At 68.9% G+C, this 15,728-nt stretch carries 15 protein-coding genes; 4 read left to right on the top strand and 11 right to left on the bottom strand.

Features of this window, described 5'->3' with window-relative positions; translation table 11 throughout:
• The first annotated feature begins 150 nt into the window (after positions 1 to 150).
• On the top strand, positions 151 to 636 hold the full coding sequence (locus tag E7Y32_RS13710) for a pyridoxamine 5'-phosphate oxidase family protein (protein WP_146337603.1): 486 nt from the start codon (positions 151 to 153) through the stop codon (positions 634 to 636).
• Positions 637 to 661: 25 nt separating this feature from the next.
• On the opposite strand, the gene E7Y32_RS13715 is transcribed toward E7Y32_RS13710, so the two are convergent.
• From E7Y32_RS13715 to E7Y32_RS13725, 3 genes are read right to left on the bottom strand one after another with little or no spacing between them, the layout of a single operon-like run.
• On the bottom strand, positions 662 to 1,513 hold the full coding sequence (locus E7Y32_RS13715) for a transglutaminase family protein (protein WP_146337604.1): 852 nt from the start codon (positions 1,511 to 1,513) through the stop codon (positions 662 to 664).
• Positions 1,510 to 2,436: an alpha-E domain-containing protein gene (locus tag E7Y32_RS13720; RefSeq protein ID WP_146337605.1), complete on the bottom strand. Its 927-nt coding sequence runs from the start codon at positions 2,434 to 2,436 to the stop codon at positions 1,510 to 1,512. Before E7Y32_RS13720 ends, E7Y32_RS13715 begins: the two co-directional genes overlap by 4 nt.
• Complete coding sequence (locus tag E7Y32_RS13725) at positions 2,429 to 4,030, bottom strand: circularly permuted type 2 ATP-grasp protein (protein ID WP_146337606.1); 1,602 nt, start codon at positions 4,028 to 4,030, stop codon at positions 2,429 to 2,431. Before E7Y32_RS13725 ends, E7Y32_RS13720 begins: the two co-directional genes overlap by 8 nt.
• Before the next feature lie 134 nt (positions 4,031 to 4,164).
• Here E7Y32_RS13725 and E7Y32_RS13730 point away from each other — a divergent pair, with 134 nt between their 5' ends.
• Positions 4,165 to 5,184, top strand: coding sequence for a YeiH family protein (locus E7Y32_RS13730; protein ID WP_146338690.1), 1,020 nt, complete (start codon positions 4,165 to 4,167; stop codon positions 5,182 to 5,184).
• 54 nt (positions 5,185 to 5,238) lie between these two features.
• Positions 5,239 to 7,851 carry an aminopeptidase N gene (gene pepN / locus E7Y32_RS13735; RefSeq protein ID WP_146337607.1) on the top strand — a complete coding sequence of 871 codons (2,613 nt, stop codon included), beginning with the start codon at positions 5,239 to 5,241 and terminating at the stop codon, positions 7,849 to 7,851.
• A 233-nt stretch (positions 7,852 to 8,084) separates the two neighbouring features.
• On the opposite strand, the gene E7Y32_RS13740 is transcribed toward pepN, so the two are convergent.
• The 5 genes from E7Y32_RS13740 to E7Y32_RS13760 form a co-directional block, all read right to left on the bottom strand.
• Positions 8,085 to 9,191 carry a biotin/lipoate A/B protein ligase family protein gene (locus E7Y32_RS13740; RefSeq protein WP_146337608.1) on the bottom strand — a complete coding sequence of 369 codons (1,107 nt, stop codon included), beginning with the start codon at positions 9,189 to 9,191 and terminating at the stop codon, positions 8,085 to 8,087.
• Positions 9,192 to 9,277: 86 nt separating this feature from the next.
• Entirely contained in the window at positions 9,278 to 9,535 is a 258-nt protein-coding gene (locus tag E7Y32_RS13745; protein ID WP_056739465.1) for a type B 50S ribosomal protein L31, read from the bottom strand.
• A gap of 164 nt (positions 9,536 to 9,699) precedes the next feature.
• Entirely contained in the window at positions 9,700 to 10,509 is an 810-nt protein-coding gene (locus E7Y32_RS13750) for an RNA methyltransferase (protein WP_146337609.1), read from the bottom strand.
• Between the two features lie 7 nt (positions 10,510 to 10,516).
• Positions 10,517 to 11,302, bottom strand: a complete 786-nt coding sequence (locus E7Y32_RS13755) for a sulfite exporter TauE/SafE family protein (RefSeq protein ID WP_146337610.1) — start codon at positions 11,300 to 11,302, stop codon at positions 10,517 to 10,519.
• An 18-nt stretch (positions 11,303 to 11,320) separates the two neighbouring features.
• Positions 11,321 to 12,106 (bottom strand): ABC transporter ATP-binding protein, encoded by a 786-nt coding sequence (locus E7Y32_RS13760; RefSeq protein ID WP_146337611.1) that lies wholly within the window; start codon positions 12,104 to 12,106, stop codon positions 11,321 to 11,323.
• Between the two features lie 127 nt (positions 12,107 to 12,233).
• Here E7Y32_RS13760 and serB point away from each other — a divergent pair, with 127 nt between their 5' ends.
• Positions 12,234 to 13,124, top strand: a complete 891-nt coding sequence (gene serB, locus E7Y32_RS13765) for a phosphoserine phosphatase SerB (protein WP_146337612.1) — start codon at positions 12,234 to 12,236, stop codon at positions 13,122 to 13,124.
• A gap of 71 nt (positions 13,125 to 13,195) precedes the next feature.
• Here serB and E7Y32_RS13770 read toward each other — a convergent pair whose 3' ends face one another.
• The 3 genes from E7Y32_RS13770 to E7Y32_RS13780 all read right to left on the bottom strand — a co-directional run bounded on the left by E7Y32_RS13770 (position 13,196) and on the right by E7Y32_RS13780 (position 15,639).
• Positions 13,196 to 13,954, bottom strand: coding sequence for an SDR family oxidoreductase (locus tag E7Y32_RS13770; RefSeq protein ID WP_146337613.1), 759 nt, complete (start codon positions 13,952 to 13,954; stop codon positions 13,196 to 13,198).
• A 428-nt stretch (positions 13,955 to 14,382) separates the two neighbouring features.
• Entirely contained in the window at positions 14,383 to 14,802 is a 420-nt protein-coding gene (locus E7Y32_RS13775) for an Hsp20/alpha crystallin family protein (RefSeq protein ID WP_146337614.1), read from the bottom strand.
• A gap of 111 nt (positions 14,803 to 14,913) precedes the next feature.
• Positions 14,914 to 15,639 carry a beta-ketoacyl-ACP reductase gene (locus E7Y32_RS13780; protein ID WP_146337615.1) on the bottom strand — a complete coding sequence of 242 codons (726 nt, stop codon included), beginning with the start codon at positions 15,637 to 15,639 and terminating at the stop codon, positions 14,914 to 14,916.
• Positions 15,640 to 15,728 lie beyond the last annotated feature (89 nt).

The following is a 15,728-nucleotide window of genomic DNA, read 5'->3' on the forward strand; positions in this document are numbered from 1 at the left end:
CCCAACTCTCACGACGTACATCCGCGCCGATGACGTGTTGCCAGAATACCCCGATCCGTTCGGAACGGAGCCAAAAGGGCCGAGGATTGTTACGGCCGCGGGCCGTTGGCCCCTAGCCCGCCCGGCGCTCCCTGACGTAGGCTCCTCGCCATGAGCACTGATCCGAAACCAGCCGCAAATCAGCCCCATGCCGTCGAAAACCTGGACAACCACGAATGCTGGAGGCTGCTGCGCAGCGTCACCGTCGGCCGGATGGCCGTGTGGGTGGACGACCACCCGGACATCTTCCCGATCAACTACAAGGTGGACCACGGAACCCTCGTGTTCCGCACTGCCGAGGGCACCAAACTGCAGGCCGCGACGGGCGACACCCCGGTGGCCGTCGAGGCCGACGGCGTGGACGCGGACAGCGGGATCGCCTGGAGTGTGGTGATCAAGGGCCAGGCCGCCGCGGTGAAGAACCAGGAGGAAGTCCTGGACACCGTGGGGCTGCTGCTGTTCCCGTGGCAGGCGGGGAAGAAGGAGCACTTCGTCCGGATTACGCCAGACAACATCACCGGCCGACGGTTCAAGATTGTCCCGCCGCTGACGTGGTGGACGCCGCTGGATGACGCCACCCGATCCGGTCTCGAGTAGACGGATCGGCGCCGGCCGGCGGGGTTCAGGCCAGGCGGGTGATCTCCACGGTGACCGAGAGCGCCGACCCGCCGCCGCCGGACAGGATGCCCTTCAGCGGCGGCACGTCGCGGTAGTCGCGGCCGCGGGCCACCGTGACGTGGAAGTCCCCGGCGGGCTTGTGGTTGGTCGGGTCCCAGCTGCGCCACTCCCCGTCCCACCATTCCAGCCACGCGTGTGACTGCCCGGCGACCGTCTCGCCGAGATCCGCCGTCGAACGCGGGTGCAGGTAGCCGGAGACATAGCGGGCCGGGATTCCGCAGCTGCGCAGCGCTCCGATCGCGAGGTGCGCGAGGTCCTGGCAGACGCCCTGGCGCTGGTTCCAGGCCTCTTCGGCATTGGTGGTGACGCCGGTGGTACCCTTCATGTAGCTCATCTCGCCGCGCATCCACTCGAAGACCGCCATGGCGGCCTCGTGCGGGTTGCGCCCGGCGACCACGCCGGGGACGATGCCCAGCACCTCGGCGCCGGGGCCGGTGAGCTGGGACTGCGGGATCCAGTCGCTGAACTGGTTGAGCGTTTCAGGGGCGGACAGCACGTCCCAGCCCACGATGTCGGCCTCCGCGGGGATCCGTTCCACCCGGTGCACCTCCACCGTGGTGGTGGCGAGGACCTCGAGGTGGTCGTGCGGCATCTGCATGTCGAAGGCGGTCACGCGGGTGCCCCAGTAATCGCGGTAGCTGCTGATCGCCGCCTGCGACGGCGAGACCTTCATGGAGGACTCCAGCACCACCTGCTGCGGATCCGTCAGCGGCGTCATCCGGGCCTCGTTGTAGGAGAGGGTGACGCGTTTGTTGTACTTGTACGCGGTCCTGTGGGTGATGCTGAGCCGAGTCATGAAACTTCTCCCACCCAGGCCAATTCATCTGCCTGATTGAAGTACTTACGGGAAATGGCGTCCGAGGCCTGCGAGACGGCCTTCTGCACGCGCTCCATGTGCTCGGGCAGTTCGGACATCAGGTCATCGGTGCGGTGGAACTCCAGGAACGTCCGGGCCTGGCCCACGATCCGGCGGGCGTCGTTGATAAAGCCGACGCGCTGGGCCGAGGGGTCCAGTTTCGCCAGGCACTCGTCGGCGTCACGCAGGGCGTAGACGATGGAGCGCGGGAAGAGCCGGTCCAGCAGCAGGAACTCGGCCGCGTGCTGGTCGCCGAACGCGGCGCGGCGGGTGCGCAGGAACGACTCGTAGGCGCCGGCGCAGCGGAGCATGTTGACCCAGGACATGCCGGCCGAGAGTACGTCGCGGGTGGAGAGCATCCGCGCCGTCATGTCCGCGCGTTCCAGTGAGCGGCCCAGGACCAGGAACAGCCAGCTTTCGTCGTGGCTGACCGTGGTGTCCGCGAGGCCGCTGACCATGGCGGTGCGCTCCAGGACCCAATTGCAGAACCGGTAGGTGCCCACCACGTCCTTGCGGTGCTGGTTCAGCCCGTAATACGTGGTGTTCAGGCTCTCCCACAGCCCTGAGGACACGGTCTCCCGGGCGCGCCGCGCGTTCTCCCGGGCGGCGCCGAGCGACCCGGCGATCGAGGTGGCGCTGTGCTTGTCGTAGGCCAGGGCGTGCAGCAGTTCCTCCAGCCCGAAGTCCTCGGACTGCGCCCGGGCGCCCATCACGGCGAGGAGTTCCTGCGCGACGCTGCGCTGTTCCTCCATCGGCAGGTGGTTCAGGCGTTCGAGGTGGACGTCCAGGATCCGGGCGGTGCCGTCGGCCCGCTCCACATAGCGGCCGATCCAAAACAGGGACTCGGCAATACGGCTAAGCATTCGCGGCTACCTCCTGCGCGTCGGAACTCTGCTGCTGCTGTTGCTGCTGCTCTTTCTGGCTGTCGCGCCAGTTGCTTTCCACCGGCCAGACGGACACCCGTTCGCGGACCGCGATGGCGGGCCGCGGGATGACCTCGACGGGGACCTGGGGAGAATCCGCGAGCACCCACGTGTCCTTGGAGCCGCCGCCCTGGCTGGAGTTCACGATCAGGGAGCCCTCTTTCAGCGCCACCCGGGTGAGCCCGCCGGGCAGGACCCAGACGTCGTCGCCGTCGTTCACGGCGAAGGGGCGCAGGTCCACGTGCCGCGGGCCGAACTTGTCGCCGCTGAGGGTGGGCACGGTGGAGAGCTGCAGGACCGGCTGGGCGATCCAGCCGCGCGGATCGGCGATGATGCGCTTGCGCAGGGCCTCGAGCTCGTCCTTGGACGCGTCCGGGCCGATCACCAGGCCCTTGCCGCCGGAGCCGTCGACGGGTTTGACCACCAGTTCGTCGAGCCGGTCCAGCACGTGTTCGCGGGCTTCCTTCTCCTCGAGCCGGAAGGTGTCCACGTTGGCGATCACGGGCTCTTCGCCGAGGTAGTAGCGGATCAGGTCCGGCACGTAGCTGTAGACGAGCTTGTCGTCCGCGACGCCGTTGCCCACGGCATTGGCGATCGTGACGCCGCCGGCACGGGCGGCGTTAACCAGCCCGGGGCAGCCGAGCATGGAGTCGGAGCGGAACTGCAGGGGGTCGAGGAACTCGTCGTCGATGCGCTTGTAGATCACGTCCACGCGCTGTTCCCCGGCGGTGGTGCGCATGTAGACGCGGTTGCCGCGGCAGATCAGGTCTCGGCCCTCCACCAGCTCCACGCCCATCAAGCCGGCAAGCAGCGTGTGCTCGAAGTAGGCGCTGTTGAACACGCCGGGGGTCAGGACCACGACAGTGGGATCGTCGACGCCGGACGGCGCGGTCTTGCGCAGCGCGGAGAGCAGCCGGCGGGGGTATTCCTCCACCGGGCGGATCAGTTGCTGGCCGAAGGCCTCGGGAAGGCCCTTGGCCATGGCCCGGCGGTTCTCCAGCACGTAGCTGACGCCGGAGGGCACCCGCACGTTGTCCTCGAGGACCCGGAACGTGCCCGCCGCGTCACGGACGACGTCGATGCCGGAGATGTGGACGCGGACGCCGCCGGCCGGCTCGAAACCGTGGACCTGGCGGTGGAAATGCGCGCTGGTGGTGACGAGCTGGCGCGGGATTACGCCGTCGGACACCACCATCATTTTGTCGTAGACGTCGTTGAGGAAGGCCTCCAGGGCGCGCACCCGCTGCGCCACGCCGCGTTCGAGCACAGCCCATTCGTCCGCCGGGATCACCCGGGGGACGATGTCCAGCGGGAATGGCCGCTCCTCCCCCGCGAAGTCGAAGGTGACGCCGCGGTCCAGGAACGTCCGGGCCATCGAGTCCGCCCGCGCCGTGACGTCGGCCAGCGAGAGCTCCCGCAACGCCCCGGCAACCTGGCCGTAAGAGCGCCGGGCCTCCTGGCCCGGGGCAAACATCTCGTCGTAGGCGCCACTTCGGCCGGCAGCCTCTGAGTAATCCTCAAAAAGGTCAGACATGCCCATAAGCCAACCATCTTTTCGTTACGAAATCATTTCGGTGCCTCCCGCGGGGCGTGTTGCGGCTCACGCTGCGGTGTTTAGGCGGCGCGTAGGGCAAGGTTGACGGCGTGCCTCCTCTCCGCCGCCTTTCCCTGCCGCAGACGTCCGGCCGGCTGCGGGCGTTTCCGGCGCTGCTGCCCGGCCTGACCGCCTGCGCCGCCGCCGTCGGGACCGCCCTCGCCGTCCACGCCCTGCTGCCCGCTCTGCCGGCCATGACCGTGGCGGTCCTCCTGGGGCTGCTGGCCGCGAACCTGCCCGGAGTGTCCGGCTGGAGCGCCGGGCCCGGCAGGGCCGGGCTGGACTTCGCGGGCAAACACCTGATGCGCGCCGGGATCGTGGTGCTGGGGCTCAAGGTCAGCGTGCTGGAGGTGCTGGCCCTGGGCTGGCCGGCACTGCTGCTGATCAGCGGGGTAGTGCTGGCGGCGTTCGCGGGCACCTACGGGATCGGCCGGATGTTCCGGCTGCCGCCGCGCATTTCGCTGCTGATCGCCACCGGCTTCGCCATCTGCGGGGCCTCCGCGATCGGGGCGATGGCCGCGGTGCGCCGGATCCGGCAGCAGGACACCGTGCTGCCGATCGCGCTGGTCACCCTCTGCGGCACCCTCGCCATCGGCGTCCTGCCGCTGCTCATCGGCCCGCTGGGGCTCGGCCCGGAAGCCTTCGGGGCGTGGGCCGGGGCCTCGGTGCACGACGTCGGGCAGGTGGTCGCCACCGCGCAGACCGCCGGGGCCTCGGCGCTCGCGGTCGCCGTGATCGTCAAACTCACCCGGGTGCTGCTGCTCGCCCCCATGGTCGCCGCGGCCGGCGTCCACCACCGGATCGGGTCCGACGCCGGCGGCCGGCTCCCGCCGGTTGTGCCGCTGTTCGTGGTCGGGTTCATTGCCATGGCGGCCCTGCGGAGCGCCGGTTGGCTCTCCCCCGCCGCGCTCGACGCCGCCGCCGTGGTCCAGGACCTGCTGCTGGGCATGGCCCTGTTCGGACTCGGCTCGGCCGTCCGGGTGGGTCAGCTGCTGCGGACCGGAACCCGCGCCCTGCTCGCGGCACTGGCCTCCTGGCTGCTGATCGCGGCCCTCGGGCTGGCCGCCGCCGTCGTCCTGGTCCCCGGCCGCTGAGCGGCGGCCCGGCTTCCCGGCTGCTGGGGGTTCCGTCCGTGATTAGATAGCGGGGTGTCGAACCAGAACCTGAGCCGTGATGAAGCGGCAACCCGCTCAGCCCTGATTACCACCCACAGCTACGACGTGTCCCTTGACGTCCGGCAGGCGGCCGATCCCGACGTCGCGGGCTACACCAGCCGCAGCGTGATCAACTTTTCCGCCAGCGAACCCGGCTCCTCAACGTTCCTGGACTTCATCGGCGAGTCCGTGCACAGCGTCTTCCTCAACGGCAAGGGCCTGCCCGTGGCCGACGTGGTGGACGGCTCCCGGATCCGGCTGGAGAACCTGCAGGCCGAGAACCAGGTCACGGTCACCGGCACAGCCCTGTTCAGCACCTCCGGTGAGGGCATGCACCGCTTCTTCGACCCCGCCGACGGCCAGTGCTACCTGTACACGCAGTACGAGCCCGCGGACGCGCGGCGCGTCTTCGCGAACTTCGAACAGCCGGACCTCAAGGCGGAATTCACCTTCCACGTGATGGCCCCGTCCGAGTGGCAGGTCTCCTCGAACGGCGTCGAGTCCCTCCGCACGCAGCTGACCAGCGACCCGGCCACCAGCCGCTGGGACTTCGCCGCCACCAAGCCGATGTCCACCTACATCACCACGGTGCTCGCCGGTCCCTACTTCAAGGCCGAAGACACCTGGCACGGGAAGCTCGCGGACGGAACCGCGCTGGAGGTGCCGCTGGCCCTGTACTGCCGGGCCTCCATGGCGCCCTCCTTCGACGCGGACGAACTGTTCCGGCTGACCAGGAACGGCCTGGACTTCTTCAATGCCCTCTTCGACTACCCGTACCCGTGGGGGAAGTACGAGCAGGCCTTCGTGCCCGAATACAACCTCGGCGCCATGGAGAACCCGGGGCTGGTGACGTTCACCGAAAGCTACGTCTTCACCTCCCGCGCCGCCGATTCGCAGTACCAGGGCCGGGCCAACACCCTGCTGCACGAGATGGCGCACATGTGGTTCGGCGACCTCGTCACGATGCAGTGGTGGGATGACCTGTGGCTCAAGGAGTCGTTCGCGGATTACATGGGCACCCTGGGCGTGGACCGGACCACGGAGTGGGACACGGCCTGGGTGAATTTCGCCAACAACCGCAAGGCCTGGGCCTACGTCCAGGACCAGCTTCCCACCACACACCCGATTGTCGCCGACATCCCGGACCTCGAGGCCGCCAAGCAGAACTTCGACGGGATCACCTACGCCAAGGGCGCCTCCGTTCTCAAGCAGCTGGTGGCCTATGTGGGCTTCGACGCGTTCATTGCCGGCTCCCGCCGGTATTTCCGCGACCACGCCTACGGCAACACCACCCTGGCGGACCTGCTGGCGGCGTTGAGCGCCGCCTCCGGCCGCGACCTCGCCGCCTGGGCCCGGCAATGGCTGCAGACCTCCGGTATTTCGACCCTGACCTCGGAGATCGAGGAGCGCGACGGCGTGCTGGGCTCCGTGTCGCTGGTCCAGCACGCCGAGGATCCGATCACCGGCCGGCAGGAGCCGCGGCCGCACCGGCTGCGGATCGGCCTGTACAACTTCGACGAGGCCGGCGCCTTGGTCCGCACCGACAGTGTGGAGACCGACGTCGACGGCGACCGCACCGACGTCGGCCAGCTTGCCGGCAAGGCCCGCCCGGCGCTGCTGCTGGTCAACGACGAGGACCTTAGCTACGCGAAGGTCCGGCTCGACCCGCAGTCGGAGGCGACGGTCCGCCGCTCGCTGGGCGCGATCAGCGACCCGATGGCGCGCGCCCTGTGCTGGACCGCGCTCTGGGATTCGGCCCGGGATGCCGCCACCCCCGCGGCCCAATACGTCGACGCGGTGCAGCGCTTCGCCCCCACCGAACAGGGCATCGGGGTGCTCCTGAACGTCCTCGGCAACGCCGGAACGGCGATCGAACGCTACGTGCCGGCGGCCCGGCGCGGCGAGGTCCGCAGCCGCTTCCTCGACGCGGCCGCCGCGGAACTCCGCAACGCGGCGCCCGGCTCCGACCAGCAGCTGGCCTGGGCGCGGACCCTCGCCGCCACCAGCCGCTTCGACGCCGGCCAGCTGGGCCTGCTGAGGGGCCTGCTGGATGGCAGCACCGTGATCGAAGGGCTCTCCGTGGACGCGGAACTCCGGTGGAACCTCTGGCACGCCATCGCCGCGCACGGCCAGGCTACCCCCGGGGAGCTGGACACCGAACTGGCCCGCGACAATACCGCCTCGGGTAAGTCCGGGCATGCCACCGCCCTCGCCGCGCGACCGGACCCGAAGGTCAAAGCCGAAGCCTGGGACGCCGCCGTGCGCGGCACGGCGCTGTCCAACCAACTTCTCAGTGCGACCATCGCCGGCTTCAACACGGCCCCGGCGGAACTGCTGGCGGGCTACGTGGAGCCCTACTTCGAGTGCCTCGAGCAGGTCTGGGCGGACCGGAGCATCGAGATCGCGAGCCGGATCGTCCGCGGCTTCTACCCCGCGGGGCAGGACCTGGCGGGCCGGGGCGCGGCGCCGGAAGCACACCCGGTGATCGTCCGGACGGACGCGTGGCTCAACGGGCACCCGGATGCCCCGCGGGCGCTGCGCCGGATCATCATCGAACAGCGCAGCCAACTGCTGCGCGCACTCACGGCACAGGCCGCGCCCGCCTGAGATGCTGCAGTCCGGGGCGACCACCCGGGGGGCGCCCATCTGACGCAAATGGACGCTAAGCGGGTGGGTGCAGCGGCCACGTGTGGCGAATCGACGAAGGACGCCGCCTGCCAAGGCGGCAATCTGATGCGTACGGCCGCCAAGCTGCAGTCCGGGGCGCCCATCTGACACGTATGGCCGCTAAACGGGTGGGTGTAGCGGCCACGTGTGGCGAGTCGACGAAGGAGGCCGCGCTACGGGACCCGGTGGAGCCACTCTTCGGTGCCGAACTTGGTCCCCACGCGCCGGCGGGCGGCGTCGAGTTCGGCCTCGGTGAGTTCCGCCGGCGTCGCCCCGTAGCGCTCGGTGAAGACCTCCATCATCGCCGCGACGATCTCGGCGCGGGCCAGGCCGGTCTGCCGGCGGAGCGGGTCAACGCGCTTTTTGGCGCTGGTGGTGCCCTTGTCCGAGAGCTTTTCCTTGCCGATCCGCAGCACCTCCACCATCTTGTCCGCGTCGATGTCGTAGCTCATGGTGACGTGGTGCAGCATGCCGCCGTTGGCGAGCCGCTTCTGCGCGGCGCCGCCGATCTTGCCGTGCTCGGTGGCGATGTCATTGAGCGGCACGTAGAACGCGCTGATGCCGACTTTTTCCAGCGCGGCCATCACCCATGCGTCCAGGAAGCCGTAGGAGTCGGCGAAGCTGATGCCGTCCACGAGGGTCTGCGGCAGGTACAGCGAGTAGGTGATGCAGTTGCCGGCTTCCATGAACATGGCGCCGCCGCCGCTGATCCGGCGGACCACGCTGATGCCGTGCCGGATGACGCCGTCGGGGTGGACCTCGTTGCGGACGGACTGGAAGCTGCCGATCACCACGGATGGCTCCTCCCAGTCCCAGAACCGCAGTGTCGGGTTGCGCCGGCCGGCACCGACCTCTTCGGTGAGGACCTCGTCGAGTGCGACGTTCACGTGCGTGGGCAGCACCGACGGGCCGATGATGTTCCAATGGTGGTCGCCCCAGCCGGTGGCTTTCGCCAGGGCGCGCCGGACCGCGATCGCGACCGCTCCTGCGGAGAAGCCGAACAGCACCGCGTCCTCCGGCAACGCCGCCGTGACCGCCGCGGCAAGGTCGGCCGCGCCGGCGTCGGCGGGCAGCCCGGTGAGGCTGTGGTTGATGTCCAGGAGCGCCTCGTCGGGCTCCAGGAAGAAGTCCCCGCTGATCGAGACGTGCGCCAGGACGCCGTCGACGACGTCGAGGTCGGCCACCACCAGTTTGCCGCCGGGGACCTTGTACTCGCCGTGGCGGCGTCGGCCGTCCTCGTCTGCACTGCCGGAACCGGGAACGGGGGGAAGGGTTGTCATGCCCTTAATCGTGCCACGCGGCCGGAACGCAAAAACCCGCACCGTCGCCGGTGCGGGCTTTTCCAAAAGACCTTGGGAGCAGAAGGTTACTTCTTGCCGCCGAAGCCCTTGAAGCGAGCGTTGAAGCGCTCGACGCGGCCTGCAGAGTCCATGATGCGCTGCTTGCCCGTGTAGAACGGGTGGGACTCGGAGGAGATTTCGACGTCGATGACCGGGTAGGTGTTTCCGTCTTCCCACTCGATGGTCTTCGAGGAAGACACGGTGGACTTGGTCAGGAACTTGACGCCGGAAGCCAGGTCGTTGAAAACAACAGCTTCGTACTTCGGGTGGATATCAGACTGCATAATTGGACCTTTGTTCGCGCAACTGGATTTTGCCAGCTGCCAGGTATGAGTGGGATGGCTGCCCGGCACCGGAAGGCGCAGCACGGCCAGCTACCCATCATAGCCGAGATCCGCGGGCCGGACGAACCGGGGCGTGGGGGGGTCCACTGCCGGCCCGGGGAGTGTCAGCCGCGGTTCCGCAGCTCCCAGAACGCGACGGCGGACGCGGCCGCCACGTTGAGCGAATCGACCCCGGCGCGCATCGGAATCTTCACGGCGAGGTCGACGGCGGCGAGGGTCGCCTCGCTCATTCCGGCGCCCTCGGTGCCGAGCACCAGCGCCAGCTTCTCCGGATTCCGGGCCGCGAGCACGTCGACGTCGACCGCGTCCCCGGTCAGCTCCATGGCAGCCACCACGAAGCCGTGCTCCTGCAGCACTGCCAGTGCGCCCGGCCACTCCTCCAGCCGGGCCCACGGGACCTGGAAGACGGTGCCCATGCTGACGCGGACGCTGCGCCGGTACAGCGGGTCGCCGCAGCGCGGGGTCACCAGCACGGCATCGAGGCCCAGCGCCGCTGCGGAGCGGAAGATCGCGCCGACGTTCGTGTGGTCCACGATGTCCTCGAGCACGGCGATCCGGCGGGCCCCGGCGAGCAGTTCGGGCAGCGGCACGGGCGCCGGGCGCTGCATGGCGGCCATCGCGCCGCGGTGCAGGTGGAAGCCGGTGATCTCCTCCAGCAGCGCGGCGGACCCGATGTAGGCCGGCACGTCCGGGTACTGCTCGAAGACGTCGGCCAGGTCCGGGAGCCATTTCTCCGCCAGGAAGAAGGACCGCGGGCGGTGCCCGGCGGCCAGGGCACGGCGCAGCACCCGGGAGGACTCGGCGATGTACATCCCCTCGGCGGGTTCACGGAGCTTGCGCAGGTGCACGTCGGTCAGCCGGGTGTAGTCGGCGACGCGCGGGTCGTCCGCGGATTCGAGGTGGTGGAAGCTCACGGCAGGCTCAGTTCAGCAGTTTGGCGATCATAAAGCCCAGCGCCACCAGGCCCAGGGTGAAAATAACGCCCCGCAGCACCGTAGGCGAGAGCCGCCGGCCCACCCGGGCGCCGATCAGGCCGCCGATCAGCGAGCTCACGGCGATCAGGCCGACGGCGGTCCAGCTGATCCGGTCGAAGGCGAAGAGCAGGTAGGACACCGCGGCGACGATGTTCACCCCAAGGACCAGGATGTTTTTCATCGCGTTGGCGTTCTGCATGGTCCCGGCCATAAACACTCCAAGGATGCCCACCAGCAGGATTCCCTGTGCAGCCACGAAGTAGCCGCCGTAGACGCCGGCGAGGTAGACCAGCACGACAAGCAGGATCCCGTGCTGCTTGTCCCGGATGGCGTGCTCCGGGTTCTGTTCCCGGGTCTGCACCCAGCGCTGGAGCCGCGGCTGGAACACGACCATCAGCAGGGCCACCACAATCAGGGCGGGCGCCGCGTACTGGAAGACCACCTCCGGAAGGTGCAGCAGCAGGTACGCGCCGGTGATGCCGCCGAGCAGCGAGGCCGGCAGCAGCTTCAGCAGTTGGTTCCGGCGCCCGGCGAGCTCCTTGCGGTAGCCCCAGGCGCCGGCGGCGCTGCCCGCCACGAGGCCCATGGCGTTGCTGATCGAGGCGGTGACCGGCGCGAAGCCGAGCGCGATCAGCACCGGGAAGGTCACCAGCGTGCCCGAACCGACCACACTGTTGATGGTGCCGGCCCAGAGCCCGGCGAAGAAGATGAAGACGCTGCTGAGGAACTCCACGCGCTGTCAGCGGTCCCTCTAGCGGCGGGCGGTGGCGGTGTAGCGGCCGCCGGAGACGTTGACGTCCAGGTCCACACCGAACGTCTCGCTGAGGTTCTCCGCGGTCAGCACCTCCTCCAGCGGGCCGGCGGCGACCACGCTGCCGTCGCGCATCAAAAGGGCGTGGGTGAAACCCGGCGGGACTTCCTCCAGGTGGTGGGTGACCAGCACGATCGCGGGCGCAGCGTCGTCGCGGGCCAGTCCGCTGAGCCGGTGCACGAGGTCTTCGCGGCCGCCCAGGTCAAGGCCGGCGGCGGGCTCGTCGAGCAGCAGCAGTTCCGGGTCCGTCATGAGCGCCCGGGCGATCTGCACGCGCTTGCGCTCCCCCTCGGAGAGTGAGGCGAAGGGGCGGTTGAGCAGCGGGCCCATCCCCCACTCGTTGAGCAGGGCGAAGGCGCGGCGTTCGTCGTCCTTTTCGTAGCCCTCGCGCCAGCGCCCGGTGACCCCGTAGGCGGCGGTCACAACGACGTTGAGGACCTTCTCGTGCTCCGGGATCTGGTTGGCGAGGGCGGCCGAGGACAGGCCGATGCGAGGGCGGAGTTCAAAGACGTCGACGGCGCCGAGGATCTCTTCGAGGATCCCGGCCATGCCGGACGTGGGGTGCAGGCGGGCGGCGGCCACCTGCAGCAGAGTGGTCTTGCCGGCGCCGTTGGGGCCCAGGATCACCCAACGCTCGCCCTCCTTGACCTGCCAGTCGACCTTGTCCAGGAGCGTTTTCGCCCCACGTACAACGCTGACGGCGGCCATTTCAAGAACATCACTCATAGGAGTAGACACTAGGACAAAAAAGCGGACGACTGATAACCGGGCCGGCCTCCCGGCGGCGCTCCCCCGCGTCACCGGCACGAAACCAATTCCGGCCCGCCGCGGCCCGCTCGCTAGGATTGAGGCCATGAGTTCGAACGTGACCGCGGTCAGCTACGGCGTCAATCTGTCCCTTTCCGAAGTGGAGCAGGTGCGCCAGGCACTGGCCGGAGCGGGGCTGGCCCTCGGCGCCGAAAATACTGCCGGGGACGGCCGCTACTCCGCCTATTCGGTGGACTGCACGCTCCCCGGCGCCCTGACCTCCGCCGGGCTCGCCGCGCTCCGCCGGAGCATCGCCGGAATCGACGGGGTGGACACGGCGGTTGTGCCCGCGGCGCTGCGGCAGGCCCCGCGGAAGCTGCTGATCATGGACGTCGACTCAACCCTGATCAAGCAGGAGGTCATCGAACTGTTGGCCGCCTATGCGGGCAAACGCGAGGAAGTGACGGCCGTGACCGAGGCGGCCATGCGCGGCGAGCTGGACTTCGCGCAGAGCCTGCACGCCCGGGTGGCGGTGCTCGCCGGGCTGCCGGCCGACGTCGTCGATTCCGTCCGCGCCGAGGTGTCCCTGAGCGAGGGCGCCGCCGAACTGGTGGCGGCCTTCAAGGCGGCCGGGCACGCGGTGGCGGTCGTTTCGGGCGGTTTCAACCAGATCCTGCGCCCGATTGCGGAGGGCCTGGGGCTGGACTACTGGATCGCCAACGAACTGGAAATTGCCGACGGCGCCCTGACCGGCAAGGTGGTGGGCGATGTGGTGGACCGCGCCGCAAAGGAGAAGTACCTGCGCGAGTGGGCGGCCGCCGAGGGCATCCCGATGGAGCACACCATTGCGGTGGGCGACGGCGCCAATGACCTGGACATGCTCGGCGCCGCCGGGATCGGCGTAGCGTTCAATGCCAAGCCGGCGGTCCGCGCCGCGGCCGACGCCGCGATCAACATGCCCTACCTGGACGCCGTCCGGCACATCGCTGGCGTCTGAGCCTTAACGCCAAATGACACTTGGCGGCAGTGTTTTGGGAACACTGCCGCCAAGTGTCATCTCGGCGCGGCCTAGGTGGTGCCGCTGGCCTTGTCGAAGTAGTCGGCGCCGCCGACGTATTCGGTGTGGCCGGTCTCGACGTCGGCGGTGGCCATCTTGGCGACCTCGGCGGCGAACTCCTTGACCGAGTAGAGCTTGCCGGCCTCGGCGCGGCGGGCCTCGATGGCGCCCGGGTTGGAGCGGTCCAGCAGGGTGGCCGTGACGGTGCCCTCGATCATGTCACCGGAGACGACCACCAGGGAGATGCCCTTTTCGGCGAGGCTCGGCACGAGGTCGCGGAGTGCGTCCTCGCCGGCACGCTTGCTGCGGGCCACCGGCTCATACTCGGGCATGGTGGGGACGGTCTCGATGAAGTGCGCCTGGTGGCTGGTCACAAACACCACGCGCGAACCCTCGGGCATCAGCGGCACGGCGGCGTTGAGCATGTTCACCTGGGCGTCGCGGTTGAGCTTGAGGGCGTAGCCCTCTTCCATGCCGGATTCCATGCCGCCGGAGGCGTTGAGGACCAGCAGATCCAGCGAGCCGAAGTTCTCCATCGCGGCGCTGGCGAGGGCCTGGACGCCTTCCTGCGTGGTCAGGTCCGCGCCGACGGCTGCGGCGCGGCCGCCGGCGGCCTCGATCTCCGCGACCACCTTGTTGGCGCGCGGGGCCTTCTGGCGGTAGTTCACGATCACGGCGGCACCCTCGGCGGCCAGGAATTTAGCGACGTCAGCGCCGATGCCGCGCGACGAACCGGTGACGATCGCGGTCTTGTTCTCCAGCAGTCCCATTCGAGCTCCTTTGTTCCAAACATCCAAATACTGTGGGGTCTGCTGTCCATCATGCCAGCGCCCGGCAGCATTTCAGTTGTTCGGGATCCACAAAGAAGCCGCACGGGCCTAGTTTGAGGGGCATCGCAGAAGGGGGCCGACGTCGTACCCAGCGCGCGGGACGGGGCGCCCGGAACCGGGAAAGCCGGAGTGTTACCCGGGAGCATGCCGCCGGTCGGCGCTCGACCGATGGGCATGTCCATCCGGCGGCGCCGCCAACGGACATATTCAGTAAATGTCCACTGCGTGCTTTGAGGAATGGGCATGCCCGTCGGAGTGGGCGGCCAAAGCTGGACAAGCCCGCTGTCGGACAGCGAAGGATGGGCATGTCCGTCCGGCGGCGCGTTGAGGCCCTTCCAGCCGCACGAACTCAGCTCAAACCGTCCGGATTAACCCCGGTCGACCCGGATCTTTTTGCTCGGCTCCCCCGGCGCGGCCACGGGGGCGGGCGCACGCACCTCGAGAACCCCGTCCTTGTAGCTGGCGGTAATGTCTTCCTCTTTGGCTCCGGCGGGCAGGGCGATACTGCGCACAAAGGAGCCGTAGCGGAACTCCGAGCGGTAGCCGGTTTTGCTCTTGTGCTCGGACTTTTCCTCGCGTTCGGCCTTGATGTGCAGCATGCCTTCGCTGACAGACACGTCGACGTCCTTGTCGGGATCGATGCCAGGAACCTCGGCACGCACCACCAGGGTATTGCCGTCCTGGAACTGCTCGACCTTGATGGTCGAGGCCATTGTGAGGTCGCCGTCGAGGAAGCGGCGGACAGGCTCGAGCATGTCCGACGGCGCCCACTTGCTGAGATCAGCCATGATCAAAATCCTCCTGGGTCCATGCCCCTGCCGTGCGGCGGTGAGGGGCTGTGGCACCATTACACGCCCCCGCCCGCAGCCCCGCCTAGGGCCAAAGGCCCGGTCCGGCCCCTAGTGGCCCATGCCCAGACCGCCGTCGACCGGGATGACCGCCCCGGAAATGTACGCGGCCTCGTCGCTCGCGACCCAGCGGACGACGTCGGCGACCTCTGACGCCTCGGCGAAGCGGCCCGCGGGGACCTTGGACAGGTAGTCCTTCTGTGTGGTCTCCGGAAGCTCGGCGGTCATGTCCGTGTTGATGAAGCCCGGGGCCACCACGTTGGCGGTGATGCCGCGGCCACCGAGTTCGCGGGTGAGCGAGCGGGCAATGCCGACGAGGCCGGCCTTGGACGCCGAGTAGTTGATCTGGCCCGGGGCCCCGTACAGGCCGGAGACGGAGGAGATGAGAACCACGCGGCCTTTGCGAGCCCGAATCATGCCCTTGGAGGCACGCTTGATCACGCGGAAGGCGCCGGTGAGGTTCGTGTCGATCACCGAGGTGAAGTCGTCCTCGCTCATCCGCATCAGAAGCGTGTCCTTGGTGATGCCGGCGTTGGCCACCAGCACCTCCACGGGGCCGTGCGCCGCTTCGACTTCGGCGAACGCTGCATCCACCGACGCCTCGTCGGTGACGTCGGCCTTCACGCCGAGGATGCCTTCCGGGAGGGTGGCCTCGCTGCGGTAGGTGACGGCAACCTTGTCGCCGTTGGCGAGGAAGGATTCGGCGATGGCGAGGCCGATGCCCCGGTTCCCGCCGGTGATGAGGACGCTGCGGCCGGTGGACGATGCTTCAGTCATGCTGGACTCCGGTTTCTGCGGCGCGCTCGCACCGCGGGTGGGGGCTGGATTTTCCTGCCTCCGATCTTAGCCTCCGGTGTCCGCCTGCC

The sequence above is a fragment of the Arthrobacter sp. UKPF54-2 genome (genome assembly GCF_007858535.1).
Taxonomy (GTDB): domain Bacteria; phylum Actinomycetota; class Actinomycetes; order Actinomycetales; family Micrococcaceae; genus Arthrobacter.